Genomic DNA, 19,839 nt, shown 5'->3' on the forward strand with positions numbered 1-19,839 from the left:
GGATATATAAACTCAAAACGGATAAAATATTTACAAATATTCACTCATCAAGTACTATAGGTATAGGCTTCATGGGACGCCTATACCCACGAAAGAGGATCTCACCCTGGTTAGTAATTGATATTAATTATTCATTAACCTTTTTGTTGCTAGAGCAGTGGGTGTCTGGCCATAGCAAAGGGGATTCACATGAATAAGCCACACCCATCATTTAGCGTTGTAGAATGTAAGATTCAAGCGTCTATTTTATTGAAATCACTACGCGCAACAGATCTCTTAACAGCACAAAATGCCGCAAAACGCTTTCAAAATTTACCTGAATTTAGAAATTGTTCTCTCGAGGAAATAATTCAAGCTGATATTCAACGTAAACATGCACTAGCGGTTATCGCCATGGGAAAAGGTTTTAATTCTTGGACCGATTTAAAATGCCAATTGCCATTGATTCGTGGTGGTTTTCTTAATTTATGGTTTGCACAGTATACAGAAGCTAAAGCGCATCAGCGCTCCCAAGGGGGCTTTTTATTGCCATTTAAAAATCAATTTTTTATTTGTGATGCAGACTATATTCATAATCTTGGCTTTAACCCAGAGGATGAGGATTGGAAATTAATAGGCTATGATTGGGTTAATCCAGAAAGAAAAGATGCTTGGAAAAGACTCTATAAAAAATGGATGGAAATTGAGAAAAAATAATAAATTCATTTATTTACTTAAAGTAGCCTGCTGAGTGGAACAACCTCGGCAGGTGAGTTGCAAATAAATTGGTAAATTTTGAACCAATAGTCTTGCAGTAGGAAAAAAAATTAACATAGAATGGTTTATTTCTTTATTAAGGGGTTATGGATGACCTATTTGAAGCGCATTACCGTTCTTTTTAATACTTTATTGTTAACTCAGGGGTTAAGTTTTGCGAAAACAAATACAGAAACGAGGATATGCGATGCGAGTATCCATAATCCCTGTATTGTGCAAGACAGTGAATTTTCATCTTCTTCCTTAAAATGGTTACGTGATGCCTCTATGATTGCTAAGGCTTATCAAGGGAATATCTTAGGCATTAACGAATTGACCATTTCTGGAAGTGAAGAGCCAAGTGAAAAAGGATGGAAAGATATTTCTGATTATATTGTTAGGCATGGACATCCAAGGAGTAAACCTGTGTTGGTGTTGGATCTCCGGCAGGAGAGCCATGGTTATCTTAATGGCAAAGCAATTACATTAGTCAGTCAATACGATTGGATCAATCGAGGCAAAACAAATGCTCAAAGCCTCACAGATCAAGAAAATTGGTTGAAGTCGTTACAAACTCAGAAAAAGATACGGGGGATTTTATCCTCACAACAGTTTGCTTCTAAGGATTTTTCAAGTGGTAAAACTATCTCGGTAAAAAAAGTAAAAAATGAAGCGGAATTAGTTTCAAGATTAGGTTTTGAATATCATCACTTATATGTTACGGATCACAGTGCACCATCTGATGAAGAGGTTGATACATTTTTAACGATAATACAAAATGCCTCTAAAGATACATGGTTTCATATCCATTGCAGAGGAGGAAAAGGACGGACCACGAGCTTTTTTGTGATGTTCGATATGTTAAAAAATGCAGATAAAGTGAGTTTTGAAGAAATTATTGCACGACATGCATCAATACCCCCTTATTATAATTTGTTTGAAGTTAATCGAGCAGAGGCGTACCTTACTCCTTTTTATGAGCAAAGAATTTTATTTTTAGCCCATTTTTATCAGTTCGCTCAACAGCGTTTGAAGGGGTATCAAGGAACGTGGCAACAATGGAATATGAGTAATCCTGCTGTATTTGATAAGGTTTAATGGAATTTTTAGAAATTTTCAAAGAGAGGGGGACTAAAGAATTTCCCTTCTCCTTTTGGGGTTAATATGCCCCAAGGACCTTAACGGAATTTCCTAAGTCTTTTCTACCGGAGATGTATACCATTTCTCTCCGAGAATGATCTGTTCCCACCAAGAAGACATTTTTGACTCATTCATTTCTTGCCATTTTACGGGGTGTAAGACTAAGGCATCAGCCATCCGTTTTGATAAATCATACATCGCAATTCGTTTAGGAAGAGAGTCTTTCTCCCATTCAACAATTGCTTGCTGAAGATCATCATATTTCCTCAGATGTTTACTAAGGCTTAATGCATCTTGAATGGCTAAAGAAGCACCATTCCCAACATGAGGGCGTAATAAAATGCTCGCATCACCTAATAACAGTGCTCCCTGCGTGACAAGACGGTCAACACAGACATCAACAATTTTTTGCATAAAGGGAGATTGCGTATCAAGAATGATTTGTGCAACAGCCTGAGGTAATTTATCATGTGCTAATTGGTAAAGATGTTTTTTGGCTTTACCAGAGAAGTTGATTAATGAGGTTGAACCCAAGTCATGTAGATCTTCAAGAGTTATTTTTTCGTAAAAAACCCAGTTTAATTTATTCGTTTGGTGATGATATACAGGATAAGTTAATAAATGTCCCTTACTAAAACAGTAATAAAGTACCTGTTCATTAAAAAGCGTTTTATTCTTAATCTGTTCAAACTCTAGGGTGCCACGCCAAGCTACATAACCGGAATATTCTGGCTTCAAATTGGAAATCATGGGTCTTCCTATCGATTGAATGCCATCTGCAAAAACAATTAAATCACATTGCAATGTTTCGCCAGATTCTAGAGTAACTTGCCCAGACCCCTTATCCTTTAGTTGCACGTCCACGACTTTAATGCCAGCACGGTATATTGGTTCTGGTATCCTTTTTCGTAAATTGGTAAATAAAGTATCCCAGTGCAGGGTTGCCATAGAAATTCCCTGCTGCCATAAAAATTTACCATAAACTGGTTCGTTATCTGCTTGGCAATAAAAACTGCGAGCAATGAATGTATGAGATAAGGTATCTTGATCAATAAGATTTTTTTCGAACAAAACGTGCAGCAATTCGGTAGAAATCGTAATACCTGCTCCCCGTGAATGTAAATTATCTACTTGCTCAAAAACCGTAACTTGGAATCGATCTTTTAATAATAAGGCCAGGGCGCAGCCTGCTATAGAACCCCCGATAATACCAATTTTCAAGGTAATTTCTTCCTGGAAATCGAATGAATACAACGAATTATATTAAGTAATCCCACAAAATCAATAAATACCACTTAAACCAGAGTTTCAGTTAAACCAGCATTTTAATATTAGGTTGCCCTTTTTGCTGTATTCCCTGGTTCTGTTGGGTTTCACTTAAATGGCATTAGATATGAGCCACAAAACGCAAGATTCCATTGGTTCCTTGGGGACGATTTCTCGCATCTTGTTCAGAATACACATTTAAAAAGATAAAGTGGTTTTTGCTAAGGCTATACACCATCCCTGGACCAATCGCCCAAACACTTTCCTTACGTCCTGGGAATGCGATCCCATTCACCAAGGTGTCCGTAATTTGGTTAAAAAAGTACCCATTTACGCCTACAGTAAACTTATCTATTATGGCGTATCCTACAGCAATGTCTGCAAAAATTGCCTGTCCTGCTTGAATGGAATTCACATTGGGTCCAAAGGCAACATTAGGACTATGGTTGACATCATTCCAAAGATAATGAAACCGAGCTGAAGTAGATAATTTAGGAGTCATCCAAAAGGTAAAAGCCCAGTAGGGATTTATAGACCAAAAGCGGCTACTGGCATTAATTGCATTAATGTTGCTGTATCGTCCAATCGGGGCGACAATATCCAGTTCGAGGCGCGAAACAAATAAAGGTCCTTTGCCATCTTTTCGCATAATGGGATCAAATTGCAGTGCAGGTCCAATCCACAAATCCCCAGGGCCATTTTCTGCTTTTAGTACGGTATTTCCCAATCCATCATCCACACGGTCATAAACTACCCAAGGTAAGAGTGTAGAAAAACCTAAATTAGCTCCGAAAATTTTTTTTGTGGTTACATAAATAAACTGGGTTATATTTGCAACAACATCAAGATCGGTACGGGGCAGGGGAAGTCGGTTGCCTTTGTTGTCGTTAAAGCGATTGGATGTGTAGTATTGAAAATAATCTTGGAAGTAGAAACCAGGGCCAGAAGGAGGACTTCCATCATAAAAACTTGTATAACCCAAATTTACAACCGGTTCATCGTAGGCCAGGGCTGACGATGCGATTAATAAAATTACTAAACTAAAGAAAAAATGCAGAATCCTCTTCCATTGCATAAAAAATGTCCTTTCTAAATCAGTCTCTTTTTAGAATTGCTAGGTTGCTATGTTCTATTATGTGGGCAGTGTGCTGCAATTGCAGAACCATCAGCTTACTCGCTTTTTGACTTTGGCTAGAGAAGATCCTGATGATTTTTTTTGTATATTTAATTGGCATAATAAATCATTATTCATTGATAATTCATGAAATTATGTCTGATTTATGCAAGAAGAACAATATGAAAAAAATTGATTTTTTATATGAATCAATGAGTAAATGTCAATATGAGGAATTTAATAAGATGCCCCCATAGTTTTTATGGACAATTCAAGCGAAGAAGGACTCGCCGTCATATACAAGGGTATTTAAGGAGGTAATACGATGCGTACCGCATTTATAGGTCTGGACTATATTATTGATATTATGCATCCGCAAGGCAAGATTGCACGTTCAGCTGCGCACGCTCAGGAGCGTGATGTAATTAAAAAAGTAAATAAAGCTCTTGAAATTGCAGAATTAAAAAAATGGATATCCATCATGGTGAAAGTGGGTTTTAGTGCACATTATGCGGAACAACCAAAGAATTCACCAATTTTGGTAAGGTTCACGAATTGGATGCGCTAAAGCTTGGTTCTAAAGGAACAGAATTTCATCCTGAATTACAGATTGGCACTAGTTTAGTACTGATAAAACCTAGGGTGAGCGCATTTTATGGAACGGCCCTCGAAGCAGTGCTTCGAGCAAATCAAATTGAACGGGTGATACTAGGGGGTGTAAGTACTTCCTGGGCAGTGCAAAGTACCGCTCGCGATGCCCATGACCGGGATTACAATGTGTGTATCGTAGAAGATATTTGTGCTGCTGCAAATCAGGAGGAACATCTATTTTCCATTCAATTATTGGAAAAAATAGCGCAAATTGTCACTGTAGATGAATTAAAAGGACTCTAATGCATGTTATTTCTAAGACGATACAGGTGCTCAAAGATGAAATTCAGATTGGAGCTTTGCTGAGAGGGATCCTCGTATTGGTGCCCTTTGCCGTTATTTATCTGCATAACCATAACCCAATTTGGCTACAAACCTCAGTATTAACTATGTCAACCCTTATTGTAGAAGAGCGTCTTGAATTGACTGCATTAGGAGTGTTACTTCATGGGTTTATCATCATTGTAATGTTTTATTTCCTTTTTTTAACCCAACCTATCCCTGTACTGTATATCGTCTCATGTACCCTCGCAGCTACGACAGTGATCTTGGTTACAATAAAGGGGGAGAAATTGCGTCCTTTAGGGAACTGGACTTTTATTCCTTCCATAATTCTTGCTACAGAGTTTGCTGCAGAAACTAATCCTACAGAAATGTTACATCGGGCTCCTCAATTTTTACCTTATCTATTGTTCGCATTAGTACCTACTGTATTGCTTGCTCAATTTGATGAAATGAGAACATACTACAAAAAGCGTGAGATTCATTACCATCCATTGCGATTAGGAAGGTTGAATGATTTCGGGGAGCAAAATCCTTATATTGAAAATATGATCGCTATGGCAATTGCTGTTTGTATTTCGACCTTTTTGGTTGAATATTTTCAAATGGACAATGGGCAGTGGATGATTTGGGGCACTGCCAGTGTCGTTACTGGTAATGTAACGACCTCTCCAAAAAAATTGAGTCAACGTATCATAGGGGTATCACTGGGTGTTCCATTAGGCATCTTATTCGGATTGATTCTCCCCAGCACCCCATTAGCCTTAACCCTTGCCATATGTGGCATTTTCTTAACTTTGGTTGCCTTTCGTCGTTATGTCATCGCTTATTCTTTTCGTTGTTTCTTTGTTGCAACCACAGTCATGTTGGTCACTCATTCGGCGAGTGTCGCATCGGAACGGTTGACGCATGTTATTCTGGGTGGACTCGTAGGATTCGGATCAGTTATATTCTGTCATCTGGCACAATCGCATTGGGTCAAGAAATAAAACGCAAATTTGGTTGAGTTTTGCGATCACTGCCTCTGCCGCTGTATTTTAGCAAATTTTTCTGTATTATTTTAAAAATTATCTGCAATAGACCCTACAGGAGGTAACCATGCGTCGTATTGTTTCTTCACATTCTTTTAGCCGGGTTTTATCGATCTTAATTATAATTCCGACGCTCTCACTGGCAGCTCAAAAATCTCATCTACGTGGGGAACGTTATTGTGAAATTATTGTTGCTAAAAGCATAAGTGATTATGCGGTATACAATACTATTGGTCTTAATGATTGCCCACAAAAAATTTGGGACAAAATAACCCCTGAAAATATAAAAAAAGAAACGGGATCTACCCATGTTCATTTAAATGGTCCTCGTTACTGGATGATAGATGGCATGCAAAACTCCAATTTAGTGAACACTCATGTCAAAACATTTAACGGATTAGCGATGCGAGAAGCCGGCATACTCCATATCCCTTTAAAAGATTTATTATTAGAAGCCCCATATCGGCCTCTAAAGGTTGCGCGCAAAACTACCTGGATCTACGAAGCTGGAAAACCTGTTTATGAACTTATCGATCCTAAGGGGCATGTGTTTGTTATGCAGTCTTATAGTGTTCAAAAAATGCCCCAAACAGAACAATCTCTTTCGCAATTGAGCACAAAATTGAAGTTACCTGCTAAATGGCAATTTAAAACCGGAACTCTTAAAAAAACAGAAACGGTTCAAGCGATTCAGGATACGGCTGTAGTCGTTCAGGATAATTTTTTAAACACCTACCAACAGGCCACTCACGATCTCTTGGTAGATAAGATAATTTCCTGATTTATGAAGTTATTTTATTATCTAAATACAGTTCTAGAAGGATCTAATTCTGTGGCTCATCGTTTACGATGAACCAGGAATTTTTTATTTAAAACTTTAAACAGAAAACCAATAGATAGTTCCTTAAGTCGCACCTTGAACTTGTGCTGGGTAAATAATTCAGTAGTAGCGCTCTTGGTAATGGATCTACTTTATTTCCATACTAGAATTTCTGGTGATTTACGCGCCACTTCAGGCGTTTCAGCAGCCGGAATACCTACAATAATTGGCGCAATGGCTGTAATATCAGCGGGGAGATTCAGTTTTGTTTTCCACTCTGGAGTATTGAGTGTTGAAACAGCAAGACCAATAACACACGTACCCAACCCTTGAGCACACGCCGTCAGCATCAAGTTTTCAGCTGCTAACCAACAATCTGCCGCTACAAAAGGACCATGGTATTTACTGTAAATAACAATGAGTGTATTTGCATTATAAAATGCATGAAAATCAGGATTATTAACCAAATCTTGCAGATATTTCATCTGCATTTTAGAATAATTATGGGCTTCCGTATAAAGTAGGGATTTCACGCTGTCTGATAAACGATTTAATATATCTTGATCTTGGATTATCACAAAGGACCAAGGCTCCTCATGCATAGCGGTAGGTGCTTGCACAGCAGCATCAAGCAATGAGTGAATGAGCGCTGGATCTAGTTTTTGCGGTTTATAATTACGTACAGCGCGACGCCTATAAATTGCATCAATTTCACTCATTAGGGCCTTTTCTTCCTTAAATTTTTTTGAAGTAGCCATAATCTTCTCCATATAAACCATAATATTAAATAATCCCTTTATGGTTCTTAAATTCTGGTTCATCTTCCTGCTTTGTCAAGTTCATAAGCTCACTCGATTAACAAAGGTTCATTATAAGTAGCCCGTTTAAGAGATTAACGGTATTAAAAATTTCGCTTATCATATAAATCATTCGATTGTATAATAAATGAATATTTTGTTTATAAGATTAAGCATGACCTTTGAAAAGTTAATTAAAATTGAACAGTTAAAACTGGATAAAATTAAAGAACCAAAACAACGCGATGAGATTTTAAAAACAATTCAAGAAAAATATATAAAAGAAATTAATCGTCTTATAGAACTATTAAACAAAAGCCAAGATGCTCAATCTAGTGAGCTATTAAAACAAATTAAAGAAACAGACAAACTCTTCTTTGAAATAAAAGGAATTCAAGTTAGAAGTCACATCTTATTCAGTCGTCATGGAAAATGCACAAGTTGGGGGCAAAAGAAATTTGGTTTAAATCCCAATGCAGCGCTTTCTGAAGAGGCAATGAGAAATATGGAACGAACGAGTCAATCCACGGGCAATTTATTATTTTATTTTCCAAACGAGCTGCCCCTTTCAATTGGTGTTTCTCCACTGAATCGAGCACTACAAACCGCTGGATTGGTTATTCCTAAAGAAATTAAAAATGCAAAGATTGCTGTTCTTCCTTTTTTAGCGGAAAACAGTGATGCACCCTCTGGTTATGATGTTCGTTCTATAGCAGATATGCAGAAGTTATATAATCAGCTGTCTTTTTGGACATCTCCTATCAGAAAAATTCTTTTAAAACTTTCACTGTGGATTTTTAGTGATCAAGACTTTGACTTACTCAAGAAAGGGAGAAAAACTGCTGTTGAAAAAATCCAGGAGCATGGCAATAAGATTCTTCTCGAGGAGCGTGATGATGTGTATCAAGATTTGGATTATGCTGGGGACAAAATAGAAGATACTAAAATTTTTATTGAACGTGCAGCACATCAAGATTGTTGGTTATTTGGACATGGAAAAAATTTCAAAGCCTTTTTTCAAACAGTTTTAGGTATTACGTCCGATTTTGATTATGGTGAAACACGCCGGGTCTATAAGATTGAAGATAAGAATAATAAATCGTCACTCTTTGTTCCTCCCTATGTGATGTTCATTGATCAAGAAACAGGAAAAATAAGAGGAAAATATACAGGTCTAATCGGTACTTCTTTGCAAAAACAATCGGAAGCTCTGTCTGATGGAGAGATATATCCAGATGTATCTACGGCTATTGCCGGTCTAGGGATGCCGGTTTCAACACCCGAGCACTGGGAAGAACAATCTTGCCCTTCACCCAGTACGGAGGTATGTACTGATTTAAAAACACAACATCCGGAGAGTAAAACTTTAATAGTAAAAAACTTCTAATATGGACCACTTATGTTTTATACCAATTTTCTTATCAGATTTATGTACTGATAAAATGATGCTACAGTTCTCTAAGGCTTAGCGGAATGAAGGTGAATTTTGGATACCATGTATGATGCAATTATCTTTGATTTTGACGGGGTTATTTTAGACAGTGAACCTCTTCATTATGAAACATGTTGTGAGGTTCTTAAGCCACTAGGAATAAGCATAAGCTATTCTGAGTACGTTGAAAATTATTTGGGCCTAGCAGATAAAGAATTGTTCCCTAAGCTATTGCACAATGTGGGTATTCATAGGTCAAATGAAGAAATCAAACGTTTGATTCAGAAAAAAACTGAGCTTTACATCCAGATTATTAACACCCGCGACTCTTTACCCCTAATTGTAGACTTTGAGCAATTTATTTTTAAAGTTGCTTCTAAAGTAAATAAAATTGCCATTTGTAGTGGATCCAGCCGTAGTGAAATAGCGGCAGTACTTTCTAGAGTAAGACAGGGTAAATTGCAGACTTATTTTGATTCAATTGTCACAACGGAGGATGTACAGAGCGGGAAGCCCTCTCCTGAAGGCTATTTATTAGCAGCAAGACGTCTCAATGTTCTCCCAGGACGTTGTTTAGTCATCGAAGACACCTTGCATGGAATAAAAGCAGCTAAAGCCGCTGGGATGCAGGTAATTGGTTTGACTACAACTTACGACCGAAATCATTTTTTAATTGCCGATCAAGTCGTTACAGGTTACCGACAGTTATTAGGAAGAGTCTGGTAACCGCTATTGACTGGCTAGCCAATCTTCATAGGTGAGAGCAAAACGAAAATGATCACACCACACGCCATTAATTTTTAAGTATCTTGGCGAGAACCCTTCTTTCAGAAAACCATTTTGAGTAACTAAGTGGATGGATGCAGTATTCGTTGGTTGAATGTTCGCTTCAATCCGGTGTAGTTTTAGTTCGAGGAAAATTTCTTTTAAAACCAGTTTTAATGCCTGACTCATTAACCCTTGGCCTGCATAAGTTACGGATGCAAAATATCCCATATAGGCACTTTGAAATACCCCTTGAATTATTTCATTAATGTTGAAGACACCGATAATGTGTTCCTGTTGGTTTAATGCCAAAAAACATCGGCGCTCCTCTTTCTGAAATTTGTGTAGGTAGGCTTTGAATTCCTCATGAGTTTGGGGGGCGATCACAAAAGGGTAGTGGAAATCCCGGCTTTTTTTCATGGTCAATAGGAAATTTGTCTCATCATCTTGAGTTAATTGACGCAAATATATCGAATTTGTAGTGAGCATAAAAGTAGAAGGCTTGAAAAAGAGGAAATTTTAGCACAGCTCCTATGCTGGGTAATACGCTGAATATTTACAAAAATTAAAGAACTCCTAATTTGAATCACTCTCTTTTTTGGGATAAGATTGCGCTAAAAAACAACAGCTAATAATTATTTTGTGATTAACGAAAGAAAATGAATTAAATTAAATTATGATGTACAGAGTATGCTTAGGCATTATGCTATTTTTTTTCTTAATTGGGAATTCAACGAGTATGACTATGGATATAGTAACTGTGGAGCAACCTGAATACCGTCAGGTGCTAAAGAATAAGGCCCATGAGGTTTTGTTTCCATTAAGTCAAGCAGACAAAGAGTTAATTGCTGCTATGAAAAGTAAATTATATGAACTAGGTGGGGTGGGTTTAGCAGCTCCCCAAGTTAACTTTCCGAGAAGAATCATTGCGGTATACATTCCAGAAGAGGCAACTTTATTAAGAGATAATGTTAATAAATTTTATCCTATGCATATAATGATTAATCCAAGCTATGAGCCCGCGTCAGATTCTGTAATGCATCACGATTTTGAAGGATGTTATTCTGTTTCTAGTAAATCCGGAAAGGTCCCGCGCTATGAGAAAATCATGCTGAGCTATTATGATGAATCAGGCCAGTTTCATCAGAGTATAGAAGAAGGATTTTATGCTCGAGTTTTGCAGCATGAGATTGATCATTTAAATGGCTTTTTGATTCTCGATCGTCTTACTCCAGATTGTATCCAAGGTTCTCTTGAAGAAATGATGGCTTTAAGGAGAGAGTCTTTGTCTCCAGAAAAAAGAACTATCTTTGATCAGGTTATGGCACGTAAGACAAAAAAATAGCCCGCATTCACAGATTAAACTATCGCATTACTAGCAGGAGATTGAAAGTTGCTGTTTAATAGCTCTGCAAGATTTTGAGCCGTAAGCTGGGCTTTTGCTTGTTCATATCCTTCTTCAGTAATTTCGTTGTATTTTTTAAAATCCAAAATACCGTATTGGTCTAGTTTTAAAGTAATCCCATAATCTGCCATGGCCATCATTTTAGCAGTATTTTGATGGGAGCTGATGGTTAATAATCGCAACACCAACTCACCTAAATTAATAGGCAATATGGACTCTTTTCCCATAAATTTATTGTAAAGCAACTTCCAGCCTGAAAGTGAGTACGGTATAGGAGTTAATTTGAAGAAGTTATTATTATTTACATTGGAGGCAATAATCTTACTACTATGTGAATACTGTCTCATGATATCGATGGGTATATTATTTAATACACCGCCATCAATAAGCAACTTGTCATTAAATGATACGGGCGGATAAATAAAGGGTAGAGATATACTCGAACGAATCGATTCCCACAATCGCCCTCGATCATGAATATATAAATTTTTGCTGATTAAGTCTGTTGAGACACAAAAGTAGTTAAGCCATAAATCTTCGATTTGACTGTCCTCGCCATAGAGTTCTATTAAGCTGTCTGTGGCTCTTCTGCCTGTGGCAATGGCAATATACGGGAAGGTAAAATCGATCTTAGCTCCTTTGATTAAATATTCTTCAACAAATTTTAAAAGCTCGCTAGAAGAATATCCCTTTGCTAAAACAGCGGCGAGCATGGCCCCCATGCTTGTTCCCGCGATGTAGTCCACGGGTATTCCTCGCTCTTCTAATAAGCGATAAACACCTATGTGCGCAAGTCCTCGCGCTCCACCTCCACTGAGGACTAAGGAAATGGTATTGTCAGTAAAAATTCGCATTAGGCGGGAAATTCCTTCATCTGTATTGCTTCGGACATGAAAATGACCATTGACGACGCGTTTTTCTAACCAGCTTTTTGTATTTTGGGGGGCATTTGCAGTTTGATGGAGAAGCACTAATACATTCCGTTTAATAAAATTATGTTGCATATTTAATACATAATCTTCTACTTCGGATAAGTCAGCATTATGTTCTTCTGCAAGGGCTAAATAAGCGAGCGAATCAGCTTGACGGACACAAAATTTAGTCCAATTGGTTATCGATTCGTCAGCTAGATAAAAAATAAAAGAATACTCCTTTTCAAGTTGGTTAATTAATAAAATTCCTTCATTACTCATATTCCCATTGTCATCCAAGAGACCTTGTCTTTTCTCTAGGCAACTACTGGTTAATAAAAGTATTTTTTCGCCGTAAGAAAAACGAAAAATCATTTCTTGCAATAGAAATTCTAGATCTTTTATTGGTCTTATGGGGATTAAAGCTATGGATTTATTACGTGAGGTGGTAGCGTGAATTCCCTGTAACGAATTGGTTAATCGTTTTATGGTAAATTGGGTTATCTTATTGAGCAGCTCAGGATATCGTCTACATAGTTTTAAAAAATTTTCCTTCGATAATTTTAAAATGATGCTGTCGCGTAATGTATAAACATTGGCCGAGCGGGGCAAATCAGATAAAAGAGCCATTTCCCCGATGATGGCTCCTTCCTGTAACTCGCCTTGGAACGTCACATTACCTTCTGTATCCGTGATCTGATAGTAGAGACGGCCTTTTATTAAAATGTAAAGATCATTCGTGTTTTCCCCTTTTTGAATTAAAAGGGAATCAGCAGTTCGAGATTCTATTTCCAAAACTCGGGAAAGTTTTGAAAGACATGCTTCGCTCAGGAAACTAAAAGGTTCATAGTGCTTAATAAATTCAAAAATTTCTTTGGGTGTGAACAGAGGTTGATTCATATTTTATTATTAATAGTCCTTTAATTATTCTTATTATAGACATGTTTTTAATTGCAAGGATGGAGGCTTTAAATAATAATCTTTAATTGAAGTTTAGAATTCTTTTATCAGGGAAAACAGGAGAAAGGAATCGTGTCTCATAATTACAGTGAGTTTGATGCCGATGCGAGATCTGGAACGGATTTGCGTATCGCAGTTCTGGGCATCTGTCTGCTCGCTTGTGCCTTATTTGCACTGACCATTTTTCTTGATGTTCAATCTCATAAAGGGTATATCAAATACCCAAGCTGGTTATCAATAGGTGATGTTGATGATGCCAGAGTGATGCTTGTTGCTATTATTGGTGCAGTGAGTACTGTTCTAGGACTTGTTTTTTCTGTCGTACTTCTGGTTTTATCCATGGCTTCAACTCAGTTTGGTCCACGTCTTCTACGTCGATTTATTATTGAGCAAAATGGACAAGGAACAATAGGCTTATTCTCCTCTACTTTTCTTTTTAGTTTATTTACCTTGGTTGTAGTGCGATATCAGGATGGGCACGAATTTGTACCTCACTTGACTACATTAACTGCCGTGTTAATGATGATCCTCTCATTTGCAGCATTAATTACCTTTAGCCAAAATATCCGTAAAGAGATCCAAACAGGAAATTTAATTGCTAAAGTTGATGAAGATTTGACTCGAGTAATTACTAATTATGTCGCATTGCGGAAGGCGCGAACCAAAGAAAGTGCGAATATCGCGCCAGAGGAGCACCCTGAGGTATTACGTAAACGCTCTTTGAATGAGAGTTATTCGGTTCTTGCGAGTAACCCAGGCTATTTGCAGTCAATTAATTACAGCAAGTTAATCAAAGCGGCAACCCGGGAAGATGCGGTAATTATTTTAAAAGTTCGTCCAGGTCATTTTGTTATTACGGAAACAACTTTAGCTGATATTATTCCAAATGAAAAAGGTCCTATTTTAATAAAAACCATCCATGAGACTTTGCGCATCGGTCCGAATCGTACATTACCACAAGATCCTGAATTTGCTATGGCACAGATTGTTGAAATTGGTATTCGTGCATTGGGCGATGCAATTAATGATACTTTTACCGGGATTGCGTGTGTGGATTGGCTTACTAACAATATTAGTGTTTTAGTTGATCTGCCTGAAACTGGAGAATCCTGGCAAGATGGAGCAGGCCGTACTCGACTCATTGAAATGCCTGTAACATTTTCTCATCTAGTGGGTGCAGCTTTTGATATGATACGAGAGTCAGGTGGAAAAAATCCAGCAATTCTAATCCGAATGCTGCAAAATTTTACCCGCATTGCTCCTCACTTGCGCAGCGATAAGCAACGTGCTGCGATCATGCGTCAGATAACAGCAATCAGGGAATTTGTTGATTTACATCCTTTTACGCGTACTGATATGAAGGACATGATTGAAATTTATGATAAAGCCTGTGCTGCATTGAACATTGCAATTTAATGAAAACCATTATTTTTCAATGCTGAACTTGACAAAAATTAATGTAAGTTCTTAAAATGCAAGTGGCTAAATTATATTTTGCCTATAGCTTATTTAACTAATCTAAAAGGAATTAAGTAAATGAACAAATTACAATTAACAGGCGTTGCTTTAGCAATTGGGGCTGCTTCAATGTTCGCTATTGCTCCTGCTTTTGCAGCTGATGATGCTTCTGCTGGTATGGTAAAATGCCAAGGTGGAAACACTTGCAAAGGACAAGGCGCTTGCAAAACTGCAGACAATGCTTGTAAAGGCCAAAATGCTTGCAAAGGCAAGGGAATGGCTGAAATGACTAAAGAAGACTGCCAAAAAGCTGGTGGTACTGTTGTTCAATAATTTCAATTGAGTTTCGCATTACTCAGGCATGCAATGCATGCCTAGTTTCCTCTTCCCTCGGATTTTACCTATGGATAGCCTTAAATATACAGTGCCTAAGAAAATGCCTTTCTTAGGGTTTGGACTTGGATTACGACCCGACTATTATGAAGTAATCTTGGAGCAAAAACCTAATTTAGATTGGTTTGAGATACTCACTGAAAATTACATGGTTCCTGGTGGAAAACCACTTTATTATCTTGACCAAATTCGCGCCCACTATCCTGTTGTAATGCATGGTGTTTCTCTCTCCATAGGAAGTGCGGATCCGTTAGATAAACACTATTTAAAACAATTAAAGGAACTTGCAACCCGAATCGAACCGGAATGGATTTCCGATCATCTATGCTGGACAGGAGTTAACGGAATTAATGCCCATGATTTGTTGCCTATTCCCTATACACGTGAAGCGGTAAACCATATTGTATCGCGAATTCAACAAGTACAAGATTTTCTAGGACGGTCCATTTTAATTGAAAACGTTTCCAGCTATCTAACCTACAAACAATCTGAGATGTACGAGTGGGAATTTATTCTGGAAATTGTAAAACAAGCAGATTGTTATATATTATTAGACGTAAATAATATTTATGTTAGTTCTGTGAATCATCAGTTTAACCCTATGGATTACATTTGTGCGATGCCTCCCGAACGAGTTGCTCAAATACATTTAGCTGGTCATTCAAATCATGGTAATTACATTATTGATACGCATGATGCACCAGTAATTCAACCCGTATGGGATCTTTATGCTGCTACATTACAGCGCTTGGGGCCAATATCGTCGATGATTGAACGAGATGATAACATGCCTCCTTTTGGAGAATTGCTTGCGGAAATCAATCATGCAAGGCGAATTGCTGAATCAATCGTGCTCGAAGAGGTGCCAGCATGAGTGGACTTTTACAATTAGAAGAACAATTTCAAAAATTTCTCTTGTCAGGTCAGGCAGACATTCATGATTCTATTGTGGAAACTGAATCTGTTTCGGTAAATACTCGGTTAGACATTTATCGTGATGCGTACAAACTTCGACTCATTGAAAGTTTAAGTATTAATTTCCCTGCTTTGTATGCTTATTTAGGAACTGAAGAATTTAATACGCTAGCCACTTATTATATAGATGCCCATCCTTCACCTTATCGATCTATTCGTTGGTATGGTGATGGATTATCTGAATTCATTAAACACAATTACTCACAATATCCCTATTTAGCAGAGCTTGCTGATTTTGAATGGAAAATGAACTGGGCATTTGATGCGGCTGATGAAGAAATTGTACGGGTTGAGGATATGGCTGTTATCCCTCCTGAAGCGTGGGCAAATCTACAATTTAAACTTCATCCATCCCTACAAAAAACTAATTACTCATGGAATATAATTCCTCTTTGGCAGTCTCTAGTTCATGATAGGGATCTTCCTGAATTACAGCACAGTTCAGAATGCACAGCATGGGTCATCTGGCGTGCACCAGAATATAAGATTCAATTCTATAGTTTATCTCAAGAAGAAACTTGGGCTTTGGATGGTTTATCAAAAGGACTTTCTTTCGGTGCTCTTTGTGAAGGGTTATGTCAATGGATCCCACCTGAAGAAGTGGGTATGAAAGCCGCTTCTTATTTAAAGGGTTGGATTCAAAAGGGCATGCTTTCGCAATTGCTCATTGTAGAGTAGCCTACTTATTTCCAAAACAGAATACTTCCTATTGCGAGTTGATCGCTCTCGTAGCATAATATGTGAACATCTTGTATTCCTAGATGTGAAATCGGGGGGAGCAAAAATCAATGTCTATGAGTAAAACTGTAATTAGCAAGGAACAACCCAAGGCTAATCCCAGTCCCGAGGAGAACCTTACTATAGAGTTGCAAGAACGGATAATCGATAACCCTGCTAAAGGTAATTGTGGGTATTATGCTTTCGCAATTGGCTTAATTAACATTATTCAACAAGAAGGTAATGGAATAACATTTGAAAAATGGGTTAAATTAGATCCTTCTATAAGGGATTATTATAATGCCATATTTAAATTCGATTTGGACAAACCCGATAATAAATTACTCGATGTATTGCAAAGAGCGTTAAGATTACTTACCTATAATTTACAGATCAAGGAATTACGTTGGGCATGCATACATGCAGAAAAAAATGATGAATATAAGGCATTGGTAGCAATAAGTACTTATAGGAAATTTGCTGAAATGTATCATGGGACTCATTTAGATCCACGTTTCAACCAATTTCTTTCATCCACCCCTATTAAAAAAGCGTTAGCAAAAATTAATGAATCCACCATTGTGGCGGAACATGAAGCTTTAGTATTGGTACCATTATTTATCTCATTGATTTATGGTGAAGAGGTCGCTCCAGAGACGATAACATCAGAAACCGAACCAAAATTAAATTCTCCTATAATTCAAGCATTACAAAACATCACTGAGGATTCTGTGTGGGCAACTCATTTGGAGCTGGATTATTTAGCGAATGCATTTGAAGTGAATCTACATACTCTGGAAAATGGGAGGCAGAGATATGACTACCAAGACATGCCCAATCGACATACACTTACGCTAAATAATCAGAATAATACTCATTGGACTACAAAAGTAACAATGATTAAATCATCAAAGCCCTCAACTCAAGCTAAGGATTCTTTAGGAAGCACTTCGTTCGGTTTAAGTAGCAAAAAAATAAACGCTCTGGATTTGGGAGCTCATCCCAAAAAACACACTGAGAGAGAAACCGATTTCATGACATTAGAGGGTCTAGAAGAGGATTGGCAGAAAAAGAAAGCGGATGATCAAGAGAAAACTCTGCCGCTGCGCATGAATGTTGTAAAAAAACATAACAAAAAACCGAATAAATCCCAGCAGTTTTCCGCTCAACATAATCTGTTTAGTCAACCCGAAGCAATACCTTTAGAATTGAAAACCTCAAAAGCGGAACAAAAAGAATTGGTTCAGTTAGTCCGTATAGTAAATAGATCGGTGCTGGACTATTGTTCTTACAGTGATGGGATTGTGTTTTCATTGTTTCATAGACATGGAAGTTCCGGGAGGAGAAGAGCTCGGAAATTTAATGGTGAATTTTGTAAGTTTGATTATGAGTTTTCTAAGGCTGGGGGTGAGTTTTTTTCTGAGATGTCCCTTGCTCAAGCAAAAACAATGCTCATTCATTATCTAAGTGATAGTAAAAACGGTAGAACTCATCCTCACTCATTTAGGACTATGCTCTTACATGAATTATTAACTAATCTGTTAAACTACAAGATCACTCTAAAAGAGGTTTCTAAAAATTATTCTAATCTGTTGGCGGCCTTTCAAGAGTTTTTGATTCCTGATGTAGGTTATCAATATAATTGATTATGGTAACCTGAATGGGGATCCAGGTTACTTTTTATTTGCCCAAAGCTCGCTTTCGATTCAATAAAGTGAGAATAGGTGGTAATAAAGAAATAAAAATAATACTGTAAATTACTATCGAGAAATTTTCTTTTATGATGGGAATTGATCCTAGGAAATAACCTAAGCTTAATAGGCTCAGGATCCATGTAAAACCACTCACTAAATTGTAAAGGGTGAAATGAAGAACTCTCATCGAACCTATGCCCGCTACAAAAGGTGCAAAAGTACGTATGATGGGGAGGAAACGGGCAAAAATGATAGTTTTACCTCCATGTTTTTCATAAAACTCATGAGTTTCTTGTAAGTGTTTTTTATTAAGTAACCAGGATTTATCCGCAGCAAAAATTCGTGGTCCTAGTAAACGTCCAATCATAAAATTGAGTTGGTTTCCTAAAACCGAAGCAAGGAAAAGTAGGAAAAATAATATCGCTATATTCAATGGATTTCCGGCTTGGGCTGCAATACTTCCCGCCGCAAAAAGCAAGGAATCTCCAGGTAGAAAAGGTGTTACTATAAGTCCAGTCTCACAGAAAATCACCGCAAATAAAAGCAAATAGGTCCAAAATCCATAAGTTGATACTATGGTATTTAAATATACATCAACGTGAATTATGTAATCAAAAATAGAGTTCAAATGCATTTTATGTTGAAATTGGATTAAATAGGGTAATATTTTTACACACTTATTTGTTAATTAATATAAATTTTATCTCTTAAGCATAAATTAGCTTTGTTATTCTTTTTTGAATACCCATTATAAGGAGTATGATGAACACTTTATTTCATCTTGCGTTTCCAGTGCATGACCTCAACTTGGCGAAACAGTTTTATCATCACCAATTAGGGTTTTCATTAGGGCGTGAATCCGAGCATGCATTGATTTTTGAGTTTGGCAACCACCAAATTGTAGCCCATAAAATTGACACTATTCTTCCTCCACAAGATAGCATCTATCCAAGACATTTTGGTTTAATTTTTCTGGAGCGATATGAATTTGATGACTTTGTGGAACACCTTAAAAAAAAGCAGATTTCTTTTGAGATTCCATTGAAAACACGTTTTAAAGGTACACGAATTGAACATCAATCTTTTTTCTTGAAAGATCCCAGCAATAATTTGCTGGAATTTAAATATTATCAATTTGGATCAGCAATTTTTGGTGAAAAGGATTTTACACGTATTGGCGAATCATCTCTCAGGAAATGAATAAACCGTAATTAAAAATCGCGGCTTAAGTGAAACGAAGTGGGGCTCGGTTTTTCCAGACCAGGAAATGTCACCTGATTTTCGCAAGGAAAT

21 protein-coding genes are annotated in these 19,839 nt (G+C 37.3%); 15 read left to right on the forward strand and 6 right to left on the reverse strand.

The window, feature by feature from the left end; all coding sequences use genetic code 11:
- Positions 1-189: 189 nt before the first annotated feature.
- Both HBNCFIEN_RS04235 and HBNCFIEN_RS04240 read left to right on the forward strand, forming a co-directional pair.
- Positions 190-696, forward strand: a complete 507-nt coding sequence (locus HBNCFIEN_RS04235) for a hypothetical protein (RefSeq protein ID WP_182392840.1) — start codon at positions 190-192, stop codon at positions 694-696.
- A 150-nt stretch (positions 697-846) separates the two neighbouring features.
- Entirely contained in the window at positions 847-1,833 is a 987-nt protein-coding gene (locus HBNCFIEN_RS04240) for a tyrosine protein phosphatase (RefSeq protein ID WP_182392841.1), read from the forward strand.
- Between the two features lie 93 nt (positions 1,834-1,926).
- Here HBNCFIEN_RS04240 and HBNCFIEN_RS04245 read toward each other — a convergent pair whose 3' ends face one another.
- On the reverse strand, positions 1,927-3,096 hold the full coding sequence (locus tag HBNCFIEN_RS04245) for an FAD-dependent monooxygenase (protein WP_182392842.1): 1,170 nt from the start codon (positions 3,094-3,096) through the stop codon (positions 1,927-1,929).
- 166 nt (positions 3,097-3,262) lie between these two features.
- On the reverse strand, positions 3,263-4,216 hold the full coding sequence (locus HBNCFIEN_RS04250) for a transporter (RefSeq protein ID WP_182392843.1): 954 nt from the start codon (positions 4,214-4,216) through the stop codon (positions 3,263-3,265).
- Between the two features lie 364 nt (positions 4,217-4,580).
- Here HBNCFIEN_RS04250 and HBNCFIEN_RS17665 point away from each other — a divergent pair, with 364 nt between their 5' ends.
- The 4 genes from HBNCFIEN_RS17665 to HBNCFIEN_RS04265 all read left to right on the forward strand — a co-directional run bounded on the left by HBNCFIEN_RS17665 (position 4,581) and on the right by HBNCFIEN_RS04265 (position 7,000).
- Positions 4,581-4,823 carry a hypothetical protein gene (locus tag HBNCFIEN_RS17665; RefSeq protein WP_255464337.1) on the forward strand — a complete coding sequence of 81 codons (243 nt, stop codon included), beginning with the start codon at positions 4,581-4,583 and terminating at the stop codon, positions 4,821-4,823.
- Complete coding sequence (locus HBNCFIEN_RS17670; protein WP_255464338.1) at positions 4,811-5,149, forward strand: cysteine hydrolase family protein; 339 nt, start codon at positions 4,811-4,813, stop codon at positions 5,147-5,149. The genes HBNCFIEN_RS17665 and HBNCFIEN_RS17670 overlap by 13 nt, the downstream gene beginning before the upstream one ends.
- Positions 5,149-6,177 carry an FUSC family protein gene (locus tag HBNCFIEN_RS04260; protein ID WP_182392844.1) on the forward strand — a complete coding sequence of 343 codons (1,029 nt, stop codon included), beginning with the start codon at positions 5,149-5,151 and terminating at the stop codon, positions 6,175-6,177. Before HBNCFIEN_RS17670 ends, HBNCFIEN_RS04260 begins: the two co-directional genes overlap by 1 nt.
- 109 nt (positions 6,178-6,286) lie before the next feature.
- Positions 6,287-7,000: a hypothetical protein gene (locus HBNCFIEN_RS04265; RefSeq protein WP_182392845.1), complete on the forward strand. Its 714-nt coding sequence runs from the start codon at positions 6,287-6,289 to the stop codon at positions 6,998-7,000.
- 191 nt (positions 7,001-7,191) lie between these two features.
- Here HBNCFIEN_RS04265 and HBNCFIEN_RS04270 read toward each other — a convergent pair whose 3' ends face one another.
- Entirely contained in the window at positions 7,192-7,797 is a 606-nt protein-coding gene (locus tag HBNCFIEN_RS04270; protein WP_182392846.1) for a nitroreductase family protein, read from the reverse strand.
- 214 nt (positions 7,798-8,011) lie between these two features.
- Here HBNCFIEN_RS04270 and HBNCFIEN_RS04275 point away from each other — a divergent pair, with 214 nt between their 5' ends.
- Both HBNCFIEN_RS04275 and HBNCFIEN_RS04280 read left to right on the forward strand, forming a co-directional pair.
- Positions 8,012-9,223 (forward strand): histidine phosphatase family protein, encoded by a 1,212-nt coding sequence (locus HBNCFIEN_RS04275; RefSeq protein ID WP_182392847.1) that lies wholly within the window; start codon positions 8,012-8,014, stop codon positions 9,221-9,223.
- Between the two features lie 108 nt (positions 9,224-9,331).
- On the forward strand, positions 9,332-9,994 hold the full coding sequence (locus HBNCFIEN_RS04280) for an HAD family phosphatase (protein ID WP_182393602.1): 663 nt from the start codon (positions 9,332-9,334) through the stop codon (positions 9,992-9,994).
- A 3-nt stretch (positions 9,995-9,997) separates the two neighbouring features.
- Here HBNCFIEN_RS04280 and HBNCFIEN_RS04285 read toward each other — a convergent pair whose 3' ends face one another.
- Positions 9,998-10,522: a GNAT family N-acetyltransferase gene (locus HBNCFIEN_RS04285; RefSeq protein ID WP_182392848.1), complete on the reverse strand. Its 525-nt coding sequence runs from the start codon at positions 10,520-10,522 to the stop codon at positions 9,998-10,000.
- A gap of 250 nt (positions 10,523-10,772) precedes the next feature.
- Here HBNCFIEN_RS04285 and HBNCFIEN_RS04290 point away from each other — a divergent pair, with 250 nt between their 5' ends.
- Positions 10,773-11,378 carry a peptide deformylase gene (locus tag HBNCFIEN_RS04290; protein WP_182392849.1) on the forward strand — a complete coding sequence of 202 codons (606 nt, stop codon included), beginning with the start codon at positions 10,773-10,775 and terminating at the stop codon, positions 11,376-11,378.
- A 14-nt stretch (positions 11,379-11,392) separates the two neighbouring features.
- Here the strand turns inward: HBNCFIEN_RS04290 and HBNCFIEN_RS04295 are convergent, their stop codons facing one another.
- Positions 11,393-13,249, reverse strand: coding sequence for a cyclic nucleotide-binding and patatin-like phospholipase domain-containing protein (locus HBNCFIEN_RS04295; protein WP_182392850.1), 1,857 nt, complete (start codon positions 13,247-13,249; stop codon positions 11,393-11,395).
- Between the two features lie 132 nt (positions 13,250-13,381).
- Between HBNCFIEN_RS04295 and HBNCFIEN_RS04300 the strand changes: the two genes are divergently transcribed.
- From HBNCFIEN_RS04300 to HBNCFIEN_RS04320, 5 genes are all read left to right on the forward strand, one after another.
- Positions 13,382-14,725 (forward strand): DUF2254 domain-containing protein, encoded by a 1,344-nt coding sequence (locus HBNCFIEN_RS04300; protein ID WP_182392851.1) that lies wholly within the window; start codon positions 13,382-13,384, stop codon positions 14,723-14,725.
- Positions 14,726-14,845: 120 nt separating this feature from the next.
- Positions 14,846-15,100 (forward strand): hypothetical protein, encoded by a 255-nt coding sequence (locus tag HBNCFIEN_RS04305; protein WP_182392852.1) that lies wholly within the window; start codon positions 14,846-14,848, stop codon positions 15,098-15,100.
- A gap of 70 nt (positions 15,101-15,170) precedes the next feature.
- The gene (locus HBNCFIEN_RS04310; protein ID WP_182392853.1) at positions 15,171-16,034 is read left to right on the forward strand and encodes a DUF692 domain-containing protein; all 864 of its coding nucleotides are present in this window, start codon (positions 15,171-15,173) and stop codon (positions 16,032-16,034) included.
- Positions 16,031-16,813 carry a DUF2063 domain-containing protein gene (locus tag HBNCFIEN_RS04315; RefSeq protein WP_182392854.1) on the forward strand — a complete coding sequence of 261 codons (783 nt, stop codon included), beginning with the start codon at positions 16,031-16,033 and terminating at the stop codon, positions 16,811-16,813. Before HBNCFIEN_RS04310 ends, HBNCFIEN_RS04315 begins: the two co-directional genes overlap by 4 nt.
- 110 nt (positions 16,814-16,923) lie before the next feature.
- Positions 16,924-18,498 carry a hypothetical protein gene (locus tag HBNCFIEN_RS04320; protein WP_182392855.1) on the forward strand — a complete coding sequence of 525 codons (1,575 nt, stop codon included), beginning with the start codon at positions 16,924-16,926 and terminating at the stop codon, positions 18,496-18,498.
- Between the two features lie 34 nt (positions 18,499-18,532).
- On the opposite strand, the gene HBNCFIEN_RS04325 is transcribed toward HBNCFIEN_RS04320, so the two are convergent.
- A complete protein-coding gene (locus HBNCFIEN_RS04325; protein ID WP_182392856.1) occupies positions 18,533-19,180 on the reverse strand; it encodes a DedA family protein in 648 nt (215 codons plus the stop codon).
- 125 nt (positions 19,181-19,305) lie between these two features.
- Here HBNCFIEN_RS04325 and HBNCFIEN_RS04330 point away from each other — a divergent pair, with 125 nt between their 5' ends.
- On the forward strand, positions 19,306-19,746 hold the full coding sequence (locus HBNCFIEN_RS04330) for a VOC family protein (RefSeq protein WP_255464343.1): 441 nt from the start codon (positions 19,306-19,308) through the stop codon (positions 19,744-19,746).
- Positions 19,747-19,839: the final 93 nt, after the last annotated feature.

It is taken from the genome of Legionella sp. PC997 (genome assembly GCF_014109825.1).
In the GTDB taxonomy this organism is placed as follows: Bacteria; Pseudomonadota; Gammaproteobacteria; order Legionellales; family Legionellaceae; genus Legionella.